This is a genomic window from Serratia sp. MF1(2023), from assembly GCF_030954545.1.
Lineage (GTDB): Bacteria > Pseudomonadota > Gammaproteobacteria > Enterobacterales > Enterobacteriaceae > Serratia > Serratia sarumanii.
The window spans coordinates 17,632-28,484 of sequence record NZ_JAVHUX010000025.1 but is presented as its reverse complement, the minus strand read 5'-3'; the positions used below and the strand labels follow the sequence as shown (position 1 = coordinate 28,484).

Annotated in this window: 11 protein-coding genes; 6 read left to right on the top strand and 5 right to left on the bottom strand. The window is 60.4% G+C overall.

All coding sequences use genetic code 11. The features are described from left to right. Positions 1 to 378: autotransporter outer membrane beta-barrel domain-containing protein (locus REA38_RS14150; RefSeq protein ID WP_154618274.1), on the top strand; the 378-nt coding region annotated here is incomplete at its 5' end. A 455-nt stretch (positions 379 to 833) separates the two neighbouring features. Continuing rightward, the gene (locus REA38_RS14145; protein WP_033636393.1) at positions 834 to 1,685 is read left to right on the top strand and encodes a helix-turn-helix domain-containing protein; all 852 of its coding nucleotides are present in this window, start codon (positions 834 to 836) and stop codon (positions 1,683 to 1,685) included. Here REA38_RS14145 and REA38_RS14140 read toward each other — a convergent pair. The 3 genes from REA38_RS14140 to REA38_RS14130 form a co-directional block, all read right to left on the bottom strand. After that, positions 1,675 to 3,459: an ATP-binding protein gene (locus REA38_RS14140; RefSeq protein ID WP_033636392.1), complete on the bottom strand. Its 1,785-nt coding sequence runs from the start codon at positions 3,457 to 3,459 to the stop codon at positions 1,675 to 1,677. The genes REA38_RS14145 and REA38_RS14140 overlap by 11 nt on opposite strands. After that, entirely contained in the window at positions 3,456 to 3,950 is a 495-nt protein-coding gene (locus REA38_RS14135; protein ID WP_033636391.1) for a molybdopterin-dependent oxidoreductase, read from the bottom strand. The genes REA38_RS14140 and REA38_RS14135 overlap by 4 nt, the downstream gene beginning before the upstream one ends. A gap of 161 nt (positions 3,951 to 4,111) precedes the next feature. Then, entirely contained in the window at positions 4,112 to 5,461 is a 1,350-nt protein-coding gene (locus REA38_RS14130) for a PLP-dependent aminotransferase family protein (protein WP_308886072.1), read from the bottom strand. 137 nt (positions 5,462 to 5,598) lie between these two features. On the opposite strand from REA38_RS14130, the gene REA38_RS14125 reads away from it, so the two are divergent. From REA38_RS14125 to REA38_RS14115, 3 genes are all read left to right on the top strand, one after another. Then, positions 5,599 to 6,228: a LysE family translocator gene (locus REA38_RS14125; RefSeq protein WP_033636389.1), complete on the top strand. Its 630-nt coding sequence runs from the start codon at positions 5,599 to 5,601 to the stop codon at positions 6,226 to 6,228. Between the two features lie 36 nt (positions 6,229 to 6,264). Then, positions 6,265 to 7,116 carry a PhzF family phenazine biosynthesis protein gene (locus REA38_RS14120; RefSeq protein WP_033654484.1) on the top strand — a complete coding sequence of 284 codons (852 nt, stop codon included), beginning with the start codon at positions 6,265 to 6,267 and terminating at the stop codon, positions 7,114 to 7,116. A gap of 69 nt (positions 7,117 to 7,185) precedes the next feature. Then, positions 7,186 to 7,752, top strand: a complete 567-nt coding sequence (locus REA38_RS14115; protein ID WP_072269791.1) for a DinB family protein — start codon at positions 7,186 to 7,188, stop codon at positions 7,750 to 7,752. Positions 7,753 to 7,829: 77 nt separating this feature from the next. On the opposite strand, the gene gorA is transcribed toward REA38_RS14115, so the two are convergent. After that, the gene (gene gorA, locus REA38_RS14110; protein WP_033654483.1) at positions 7,830 to 9,182 is read right to left on the bottom strand and encodes a glutathione-disulfide reductase; all 1,353 of its coding nucleotides are present in this window, start codon (positions 9,180 to 9,182) and stop codon (positions 7,830 to 7,832) included. A 130-nt stretch (positions 9,183 to 9,312) separates the two neighbouring features. Then, complete coding sequence (locus REA38_RS14105) at positions 9,313 to 10,155, bottom strand: 23S rRNA (adenine(2030)-N(6))-methyltransferase RlmJ (protein ID WP_004931012.1); 843 nt, start codon at positions 10,153 to 10,155, stop codon at positions 9,313 to 9,315. A gap of 214 nt (positions 10,156 to 10,369) precedes the next feature. Here REA38_RS14105 and REA38_RS14100 point away from each other — a divergent pair, with 214 nt between their 5' ends. Next, on the top strand, positions 10,370 to 10,831 hold the full coding sequence (locus tag REA38_RS14100; protein WP_308333749.1) for an HIT family protein: 462 nt from the start codon (positions 10,370 to 10,372) through the stop codon (positions 10,829 to 10,831). Positions 10,832 to 10,853: the final 22 nt, after the last annotated feature.

Sequence of the window (10,853 nt, the reverse complement as noted above, 5' to 3'; positions counted from 1 at the left end):
AACGGCATCGCGGAAAGCGGCGGCGCGGCGGCATTGCGCGGCGACAAGCAGCACACGGACGCGACGGTGTCGACGCTGGGCCTGCGTGCGGACACCGAATGGCAGGTGAGCGCGGGCACGACGGTGGCGCTGCGCAGCGAGCTGGGATGGCAACATCAGTACGGCGGGCTGGAACGAGGTACCGGGCTGCGGTTCAACGGCGGCAACGCGCCGTTCGTGGTGGACAGCGTACCGGTCTCGCGCGACGGCATGGTGCTGAAGGCGGGGGCGGAAGTGGCGGTGAACGAAAACGCCACGCTGTCGCTGGGCTACGGCGGGCTGCTGTCGCAGAACCATCAGGACAACAGCGTCAACGCCGGTTTTACCTGGCGCTTCTGACGTTCAGCGATCATCGCAATGACCACGGAGCCGGCATGCCGGCTCCGTTTTTATTTGCGGCTGCGGGGTGAGTCCGTATGATGGCGCGGCGCCAGGGCAATAAAAAACCGGGACCCTGACGGATCCCGGCTTAAAAGTGGGTAAAACAGATTAGCGCTAAAGGCTCAAGCCCCGTTTGATTTGCGCAGTCCGAGCGATGTGCTCATCGTCTCAGTAGCGGCAACGGAACAAATTTTCCCTGGTGTTACTATGGTTATTATTAAAAAACGTGCTGGTGTTATTTTTTATAGTGTATTGCTGTATGTCTCTTTTGATACCATGTTTGACGATGCGACATGGTATGTCAAGCAACGTTTTTAACGCATAATTGCATGAGATGCCAGTTTTAGATGTGGCTTTTTCAGCGGAAATAATCAAAACGACTGATAAATCAGTAAAAAAAATCGAAGGAACAAATGGATAACAATCACCAAAAATTCGATTCACAGTCGATTGCCAATCGGGTCAGGGAGCTGTTTTTACATTACGGGATTGGAAAACGTCAGCATGCCCGCGAGCTCAGCCGCATCTTGGATCTGAGTTTTTCACATGCGCACCGCAAACTGAAAGGGCAAAGCCCCTGGACGCTGGAACAGATCAACAGCGTCGCGGCCGCGTTGGGAGAAACGCCGGCGGCGATCGCCGATTTAAGCGCCGAACACGAGACCACCGAGCCAAACATGGCGCGCGATGCCATCTTTTTCGTGGCGGGGGTGGCGATGCCTTGCGTCGGGCACATTGGCGATGAGCTTCCTGCCGGGCGGCCGGCGGAATTTGTGGCGCTGCGCGTGGAAGGGCAGTGGCGTATCTATCGCGCCGATGAGGCACCGGCAGGCCCGCGTTACGGCGTCGATCTGATCGAAATCCGGCCCGGCTTCGGCGACGACGAGCGGCTGAGCATCGCGGTATTGGACGATTCGCATCAGGCGGCCGATGAGCTGGCCAAGTATCTCGGCGGCTGCGGCTTCAACGCGGTGGCGTTTTACGACGTCGACAGTTTTTGCCAGGCATTGCAGCAAAGCCTGTTTGACGGCTACGTGGTGGACTGGCTGATCGGTGAGGAAACGGCGGATCGCTGTATCGCCACCATCCGCGCCTCCGACAACCCGGACGCGCCGGTACTGGTGCTGACCGGCGAACTGGGTACCGACCGACGCGAGTCGGAAATCGCTCAGGCGATGCGCGAGTACGACGTGCTCGGCCCTTATGAAAAGCCGGTGCGGCTCCATGTGATCGAAGCCGCACTGCAACGCTGTTTTAATCTTTAGCGGGGAACACCTCGGCCAGTGCGTTTGACAGCGCATCCAGCCGAACCGGCTTCATCAGGTAGTTATCGAACAGGGCGCGCTGATCCGCCGTCAGCTGCTCCGGCGTGTAGGCGCTGATGCCGATGATCGGCACATGGCGGTTGGGGCCGCGGCGGTTGCGCAGCTGCCTGGCCAGGGCGGCGCCGTCGATGCCCGGCATCTGCAGATCCAGCAACAGCGCGTCGTAAGGGCGTCTGAGCAGCTTCTGCAGCGCGCGCTCCGGCGAGTCGCACAGTTCGTGCTGGTAGCCCAGCTTGTCCAATAGCGCCGCAAAGGCGTCACCCACCGACTTGTTGTCATCCACCACCAGCACCTGCTGTGGCTTCTGCTGCAGAGAGGCATTGGCGGCGGCGGGCGCGTCGGCGCGTTCGTCTTCACTGATCTGCACCGGAATGCTGACGATAAAGGTGCTGCCCTTCTTGATTTCGCTGTACACCGTGATGGTGCCGTCGAGCAATGTCACCAGGCCATGCACGATCGCCAGCCCCATCCCGACGCCGGCATACTGCTTGGTATGCGACTGATCCAACTGGGTAAAGGGCTTGAAGATCTGATCGAGCTGGTCTTTTTCGATACCGATGCCGGTGTCGGTCACTTCGATAATCAACGAACTGCCGCCCGGCTGGCGGCGCAGGCAGCTGTGCAGCGTAATGCTGCCGCTTTCGGTGTACTTGTAGGCGTTGGTCAGCAGGTTGACGATAATCTGCCGGATGCGCAGCGGATCGGAGTGCACCAGCAGGTGGCTGCATTCCACTTCACAGCTCAGTTTGACCTGCTCTTTGCGGGTCAGGGTGGCGATTTCGTTGGCGGTCTCCGCGATCAGCTTCTGCGCGTCGAACGGCACGATGCGCAATTCCATCATGCCGCTGTCGAGGTGCGCGTAGTCGGTCAGATCTTTCATCTGGCTTTCGATTTGCTGCGCGGCGGTCTCCAGCCGCTGGAAGGTGTCCGCATGCTCAGCCGACACCCGGGTATTCACCAGCACGTCGATGGCCGACATCACGCTCTGCAATGAGGTGCGCAGCTCGTGGCCGATGGCGCCGAGGAAGGCGTTTTTGGTGCGCGTCGCTTTCTCCGCCTCGATGGCCTTGGCCTGCTGGCGAATGGTCAGCCGCTGCTGACGGAACACGATCAGGGTGATGGCGATCAGCGCGATCACCGAGAACATGACGATCACCAGCCCATAGAAAATAATGTGCCGTTTCTCGATGTAATCCTCATAGGCGGCGGTGCGCTGCTTCACCTCGGCGTGGTCGGTCAGGTTGGCCATTTCGATGGCGTAAGGCTTGATGGCTCTCATGGCCGCGGAAACCTGGCCGAAGTCGATTTTCCGACTGCTCAGCAGCTTATCGATGCGATCCATCTGCAGGCGCATCTGTTTGACCACTTCCGGGTAGCCCGGCTCGGCGTACAGCGGCTGGGTCGATTCGGAGACGGTTTCCAGCACGTAAAAACGCGAATAGAGGATTTCGAACCGCAGCCGCAGGTTGTCGTTGTCCACCTGCGCGGCGTGGCTTTGCTGCTCGACCAGCGTGTCGAACTCCGCCAGCTTGATGGAGAACTTGGCGATTGACCAGGAGTAGTTCTCCTGCGTGCCGGCGATGGCATACAGCCCTTTCTTCGACAGGGTGGCGCTGTAGTAATAGAGCGTGACGGTCGAAGCCACTAAAAACAGCGCGGCGAAAATGGCCGGGATCGCCAGCCTGCTGCCGTTCTTAAAGGTCGTCAGCTTCATTTGATCACGATCCTGTCCACTTGCCAGATAAAGCGCGAGTTGTACAACGGCGAGTTCAGTTCAGGCCCGGCGGCGTCGCGCGGGTAAACCAGGAACAGCGGGCCGAAGTTTCTGAGTTTCAGCATCTCCCCGTCCATCTTATAGGCCAGGATCATGTTGTACTTTTTGACGTCGGACAGCGGCACGTCGATGTAATAGTCGTTCAGCGCATAGAAGGTCAGCGTCTCGCCCTTGGCGCCGACGCGCTCCAGGATATCGGCCACCGAAATCCCTTCGAATTTTCTCTGCGGCGTCCAGGAAGTGGAGGTGGTGATGCTGCGCACCGGCATCGCCAACAGCTGCTTATCGGTGAACAGATAGCTTTTGTTGACCGGGTCGGTCACGTTGTCGATCTTGCCCGCCACTTCCAGGGTAAAGCTGAGCGCGCTGCTCTGGGCGATAATCAGGGCCACGCAGGCCATCGCGAGGGTTTTGCATAGTTTGAACAGCATCGGTGTTCTCCAGAGGCGCGGGGAGGTTGTATCAGTCCCGCTAATTTATCAGGCAGAATAATGGCAGAAAAAGCAGGCGGGCGCGAAGGGAATAGTAAACCGCACAAAAAGAACAGGCCTGAGCCGGTCGACCCGTGCGCGTAACCTTTCCCTTCCGTTTGTCAGCCGTTCCGATGTGCTTTCAACAGCTGCGCCAGCTGCGTCAGGCCTGCCGTTAGCTCGTTCAGCGAAGGGGAACCCAGGCATAGGCGAATGCCCGTTGCCCGTTCGTCGCGGTCCACCATCACGGCGTCCGGCGGCGTCACTTTTACGTTGGCCAATGCGGCGGCGGCGGCCACAGACTCGGCGGTTTCGCGCGGCATCGGCAGCCAGACATGATAAGCGTCGGGATGCGATACGCATTCGCCGGCGTCGAATATCGAGGTGGCCAGATGCACTCTGCGCTGAGCCTCATGGCGCAACGCTTGCGGTATCGCCTCGACCGCGCCGCTGGACAGCCACTCCCCCACCACTGCGCAAGACAGTGGCGAAGGCGCGAAGGGAATATCTTGCAAGGCTTCTTCCGCCGCGTTTTGCATGCCGGGCGGCAGAGTCAGCATACCGATCCGCAACCCCGGGCCGAGCGTTTTCGACAGGCCATTGACATGGAACACCCGCTCGGGTGCCAATGTCGCGAGCGCAGGCGTTGCTGAATGCCCCAGGGCATACACGCCATCCTCGATGATCCAGACATTCGCCTGCCGGCATATCTCGACGATAGTCTGCCTGCGCTCGGCGCTCATGGTGGCCGTTGTCGGGTTATGCAGCGTCGGTGTCAGATAGACCGCAGTATGGCCGCAGGAGACACGCTCGAGCGCGCGAGACAGCGCTTGCGGCACCATGCCTTGCGCATCGATATCGATACCGATCAAGCAATGGCCTTTGCGCCGGGCCAGCGCGATCGCACCGGGATAGCTGATTCTCTCCGTCAGTATCGTCCCGCGTGGCCCGCAGGCCAGGTCAAAAGCCAGTGAAATCGCCTGACGGGCATTGCTGGTCAGCGCCAGATTCGACGGTTCGATCGTGACGCCGACGTTTTCGAGCCAGCGGGCCAACAAACGTCGGTGCTCCAGATGCCCGGTCGGAGGGGAATAGAGGTTCAGATGATCCGCATCCATTTTCCGCGCAATGCTGGCCAGCGTGCGCGCCAGCAAACGATCGGTCAGCACCGCCGGCGGCGCATTGGACGAAAGATCGATTTCGCGTTTTTCACGGGCGTGGCGAATCGCCACGAACATCCCGCGGCCTTTCACGCTGCGTACCAACCCGCGTCGTTCCAGGATGGCATAGGCTTTGGTCACCGTGCCCAGACCGATCTCTAATTGCCAGGCGAGCGTACGGTGAGCCGGCAGACGATCGCCACCCTGCAGTTTACCCTCGATAATGTCGTCGCCTAACGCCAACACCAGCCGCTCGACGGTGGTGACTTCCGCATTGGCCAGGCGAGGTTGCCAGGGCGATTGAAGCCGCATGGTGATGCTCCGAAAAATGAATAGTGTCACGTGACACTATTTAAATAGGTGAAAAGTGTAACACATACTATGTTGGTGAAGAGTCCCTGAGTTTTCAACAACGTCTCGGCCGCAAGGCGGGTCAGCGGAGTTTTTCCATGAATGTCAGTCAGCTTGCGTTGGTTTATGGCGCATATCTTCTCGCAACCGCCAGTCCGGGCCCCAGCAACATGGCGATCATGGGCGTGGCGATGCGTGACGGCCGCTCACCCGCACTGGCGCTGGCTGCCGGGGTGGTGACCGGATCGCTGTGCTGGGCACTGTTGGCCGCGACCGGCCTTTCCGCCGTGCTGGCCACGTATGCGCAGGCGCTGTGGGCCATCAAAATCGTCGGCGGCGTGTATATGCTGTATCTGGCGCTGCGCGCCGGCCAATCCGCATTACGGGCGTCTCCCGTCTCGACAGGGATAGCGGCAGGGGATGGCGGGCGATCTTATCGGAAGTTGTATCGGCAGGGCGTGCTGATGCATCTCGGTAATCCCAAGGCCATCATGTCCTGGATGGCGATCATGTCGCTGGGTTTGCGACAAGGGGCGCCTGAAGGCGTTTTACCGGCGATTATCGGCGGTTGTGCGTTGCTCGGCGTGACGATTTTCGGGGGGTATGCCCTGCTGTTCTCAACGGCGCCGATGATCGCGTTTTATACCCGGGTGAGGCGCTGGATTGAAGGAATGCTTGCGCTGCTGTTCGCTTGCGTGGGCCTGGAGCTGTTGATATCGCGGGGGTAATCATGCACGCCCGGCGTTAACCTGAGGAGAGAGGCGATGGTTTTTGGCATGCAGATGGTGGATGTCTTTGGCGCCGGGCCACTCGCCGGCAATCCGTTGGCGGTGATCGCGGGCGCCGGAGCGTTGTCGACGGAGGACATGCAGCGCTTGACGCGTTGGTTCAACCTGTCGGAGACGGCCTTTTTACTGCCGCCGACGCACCCGCAGGCGGATTACCGGGTGCGAATATTCACGCTGGATCGTGAAATGCCGTTTGCCGGGCACCCGACGTTGGGCAGCTGCCATGCCTGGCTCGCTATGGGAGGGGCGCCCAGCAACGAGACGGAGATCATCCAGGAGTGCGGAGCAGGATTGGTGAGCATTCGTCGCGAGGGAGGGCGGTTGTGTTTTGCCGCGCCACCGTTGATTCGTTCCGGGGCGCCGTCAGGAGAGACGTTGGCCGACGCGTTGCGGTTTTTGGGGATCGCGTCTGATGAGGTGCTCGATGCCGCCTGGATCGATAATGGCCCGGGGTGGCTGGGGATCCGGCTGGCCAGCGCCGAGCGGGTACTTTCCCTGACGCCGGCGAGAAGCTGGCCGCGCAGAGTGGACATTGGCGTCGTCGGCCCACATGCCGAGGGTGACGCAGCCTTCGAAGTGCGCGCTTTTTTGAGCGATCATCTTGGCGCTATCGTCGAAGATCCGGTCACCGGCAGTCTCAATGCCTCCCTGGCCCAGTGGTTGTTCGCAAGCGGCGTGGTCAGCGGCGGATATATTGCCGCTCAGGGCCGCTGTCGTGGGCGCAACGGGCACGTGCATATCACCCGCGACGAGGGTGGCCGGATTTGGGTGGGCGGCAATACGCGCATTCAGGTCGAAGGGCGGTTGCAAGGGATTGGCACGGCGTAGAACGCGTCGCCGCACTGTGTGCGGCTGAACGGAATATCGATTTTCATCCGATGATAAGGAGTGAACAGTATGTTTGCGATGCCACAAAACGATACCCCCGTCGAAGCTGATATCACTCAGCCGACGACGGTCATCGATACGTTGAAAATGCTGGTACGTTACAAAGCGTGGGCGAATGCGCTGACCTTTGACACCGTAATGTCTTTGCCGGCCGGTGAAGCCTTGCGGCCGCGGCCGACCCGTTTTGGCAATATGGTGCATACCTTGAATCATGTCTATGTGGTGGACGATATCTTCAGGCACCACCTGCAAGGTCGAAAACATGGCTACCTCGCGCGCAACACCGAGCAAACGCCCGCGCTTGACGCTCTGCGGTGTGCGGTGGAGGAAATGGACCACTGGTATATCGAACAGGTGGATAACTGGTCGCCCGAGGCGCTGGCGCAGGTGGTGCAGTTCGAATTCGTCGGCGGGGGGGAAGGCCGCATGACGCGCCAGGAAATCGTGCTGCATGTCGTCAACCACGCGACCTATCATCGCGGTTTTGTCGGCGATATGCTCTATCAGGTGCCCTTCGCTTCGCCGGCGAACGATTTGCCGGTGTTTCTTCGCGATCACTACCGCCGGGCGCCGTGAGGCGAGCGAGATAAATAAAAAAGCCAGACGCTTTCGCGCCTGGCCTGTTATGCGCCGGAACTCGGCGAGGCTGCGCCTCAGCGCATGGTAACGAACTCTTCCGCCGCGGTCGGGTGTATCGCCACGGTGTTGTCGAAGTCCTTCTTGGTGGCGCCCATCTTCACCGCCACGGCGAAGCCCTGCAGGATTTCATCCATGCCGAAGCCGATGCCGTGCAGGCCGACGATTTTCTCTTCTTTACCCGCGCACACCAGCTTCATGCGGCACGGCTGGCGGTGCTGCGTCACGGCGCTGTACATGGCGGTGAAGGAGGATTTGTACACCTTCACGTTGTCCGCGCCGAACTTCTCGATAGCTTCCGGCTCGGTCAGGCCGATAGTGCCGATCGGCGGGTGGCTGAACACCACGGTGGCGATGTTGCTGTAATCCAGGTGCTCATCCGGCTTGTTGTTGAACAGGCGCTCGGACAGGCGGCGGCCGGCGGCCACGGCGACCGGGGTCAGCTCTACCGCGCCGGTGTTGTCGCCCACCGCGTAGATGCCTTTGACATTGGTGTTCTGGAACTTATCGACGTCAATATAGCCTTTCTCATTGGTTTTCACCCCGGTAACGCCGAGGTTTAGGTTGTCGGTCGCCGGTTCGCGGCCGATGGCCCAAATCAGGCAGTCGACGGTGAATGCCTTGCCGTTTTCCAGCTGCAGCGTCAGGCTGCCGTCGGCGTTCTTGACGATCGCTTTCGGCACCGATTCGGTATGCAGGCTCGGCCCTTCGGTGTTCATCACTTCCACCAGGGTTTCGACGATCATCGGATCGAAGCTGCGCAGCGGCGCGTGCTTGCGCACGAACAGGTGCGTTTCCGCGCCCAGCGCGTTCAGCACGCCGGCGATCTCCACGGCGATATAGCCGGCGCCGACTACGGCGACGCGCTTCGGCATGGCGTCCAGCTCAAAGAAGCCGTCGGAGTCGATGCCGTATTCCGCACCCGGAATAGCCGGGTGGCTCGGGCGGCCGCCGGTGGCGATCAGGATGTGGTCGGCGGTGATGAGCTCGCCGTTCACTTCCACGGTGTGCGCATCCACGAAGCGCGCGAAGCCTTTGATCACGTCGACCTTGTTCTTGCCCAGCACGTTGTCGTAGGAGTTGTGGATGCGGTCGATATAGGCGGTGCGGTTGGCGACCAGCTTCTTCCAGTCGAAGGCGTTGACGGTGGTGTCGAAGCCGTAGTCCGGGCCGTACTGATGGATGGCCTCGGCGATCTGCGCCGCGTGCCACATGACTTTTTTCGGTACACAACCCACGTTTACACAGGTGCCGCCCAGCTCTTTGGCTTCAATCAGCGCACACTTTTGGCCGTACATGGCTGCCCGGTTGATCGATGCGATACCGCCGCTGCCGCCGCCAATTGCTAGATAATCGTAATGTTTCGTCATCTGGGATTTCCATGAGTTGTGAATTTGAAGAGGGTAAGAGTTTAACGCCTGACCGGGGTTTGTCGCAAAGATTGCGTCGATGGCTGCGATAGGTGGACGCAGGGCGCGGCGAACCGCGCCCTGCCGGGGATTATTCCGGTACCACCCAGTTCACCAGATGGTGGCCGATGCCCGACGGCACCAGCACCTTGTGCAGCCACGGCAGCACGTTTTTCATCTGCTGTTCCAGTTTCCACGGCGGGTTGATGACGATCATGCCGGAGGCGGTCATGCCGCGCTGATCGCTGTCGGGTTTCACCGCCAGTTCGATCTGCAGAATGCGGCGAATGCCGGTGGCTTCCAGATCGCGCAGCATGCGTTTGATCTGCTGGCGCATCACCACCGGGTACCACAGCGCGTAGGTGCCGGTGGCGAAACGCTTGTAGCCTTCCTGAATGCCTTTGACCACGTCCTGGTAATCGGTCTTCATTTCATACGGCGGGTCCATCAGGATCAGGCCGCGGCGCGACAGGGGCGGCAGCTGGGATTTCAGCTGCTGATAGCCGTCGGCGCGCTGCACTTTGGCGCGCTCGTCTTTCTGGAACTCGCTGCGCAGCAGCGGGTAGTCGCTCGGGTGCAGCTCGGTCAGGTGAATTTTGTCCTGCGGGCGCAGCAGCTGGCGGGCGATCAGCGGCGAACCGGGGTAGTAGCGCAGCGTGCCGGAACGGTTGAAGTTGTGCACCACGCTCATGTAGGCCGCCAGCTCTTCCGGCAGATCGTCGCGCTGCCACAGCAGGCCGATGCCTTCCAGGTATTCGCCGGTGCGCTCGGCGTGTTCGCCGCTGAGCTGATAACGGCCCGCGCCCGAGTGGGTATCCAGATACAGGAACGGCTTCTCTTTTTCCTTCAGCGACTCGATGATCAGGCTCTGAACGGTGTGCTTGAGCACGTCGGCGTGGTTGCCGGCGTGGAAACTGTGGCGATAACTTAACATGACGGGTGGCGGTTCCTTGTGCTCCGCAGGCGGAGCATTCAATGCAATAAGGCTTATAATCTGCACAGTATAAACTGTCTGGCCGGGAAAAACCGGACTCCGTTGCCGCAGACGTTCACAGAAAGGGACAGGACGATGAGCAAACGGGCGTTCTGGCGGCCGGTGTTCGAAGCGTTCGAATGGGTTGAAACGCTGTGAATCACAAGGAGAAAGGATGAGCTGCATTTTTTGCGACATCGTGGCGGGCAAGGCGCCGTGCCATAAAATCTGGGAAGACGACGACCATCTGGCGTTCCTGTCCATCTTCCCCAACACCGACGGTTTCAGTGTGGTGATCCCCAAGGCGCACCACCCGAGCTATGCTTTTGACCTGCCGGACGAGGTGTTGAGCGCGTTGATGCTGGCGACCAAGCGGGTGGCGAAGCAGTTGGATCGCGCGTTCGACGACGTCGGCCGCTGCGGCATGGTGTTCGAAGGTTACGGCGTCGACCACGTGCACGCCAAACTGATCCCGCTGCACGGCACCGCGTCGCTGGAGCAGTGGCAGCCGATCGAATCGACCTCGCCGAAGTTTTTCGCGCGTTACGAGGGCTATATCTCCTCCCACGACGCCGCGCGCGCCGACGACGAGCAGCTGGCGGCGCTGGCCGCCCGCATCCGCCAAAGCGCCGTTTAAGGCACCAACGATCAACGCCGGG